Source organism: Microvirga sp. P4_G7 (assembly GCF_056401005.1).
In genome coordinates, this window is the sequence record NZ_JBFUKD010001187.1 from 1 (window position 1) to 544 (window position 544).

Annotated in this window: 2 protein-coding genes; both read right to left on the reverse strand. The window is 63.8% G+C overall.

Features of this window, described 5'->3' with window-relative positions:
• Positions 1-233: hypothetical protein (locus AC1DT3_RS23790; RefSeq protein WP_477467606.1), on the reverse strand; the 233-nt coding region annotated here is incomplete at its 3' end.
• Positions 234-303: 70 nt separating this feature from the next.
• On the reverse strand, positions 304-544 hold a 241-nt coding region (locus tag AC1DT3_RS23795), incomplete at its 5' end, for a tripartite tricarboxylate transporter substrate-binding protein (protein WP_477467607.1).

Below are 544 nucleotides of genomic sequence, written 5' to 3' on the forward strand. Positions count from 1 at the left end.
CCCTTGGCCATGGCGCGGGCCTGGCGGGTGTTTTTGACCTTGCGGTTTTCGGTGTAGTCAACCGCCTGCCGGAAGCTGCGCTCCGTGGCCTCCTTGTAGACCTTGGCGCAGCGGGTTTCGCCGCCACAGCGCACCACGTARACCATGGCCTCCTTGCCRCTCATGAGCTGACGCACGACTGTGTCGATCAGGCCTTCCTCGATCAATGACTGCAGTCGCTTGGGTGGTTTCATGGGAGCCATTTTGCACTGTGGGCGCAGCCGCCTCGCCGTTCATCCCGGATCCGCCCGACCGGTCGGCTGCTCACTCGGGCTTGATGCCCTTGTCCCTGATCAGTTTGCTCCAGCGATTCGACTCGGCCGACACAAACTCTCCACAGGCCTTGGCGTCGCCACCGCCCACCACCGTGCCGGGCGCGGTGATGCGCTGCACCAGGTCGGGCTCCTGCAGGGCGCGGTTGATCGCCTGATTGAGTTTGTCCACGATCGGCTTGGGCGTGCCCTTGGGCGCCACGATGCCGAACCAGTTGGAAATTTCCATCTCC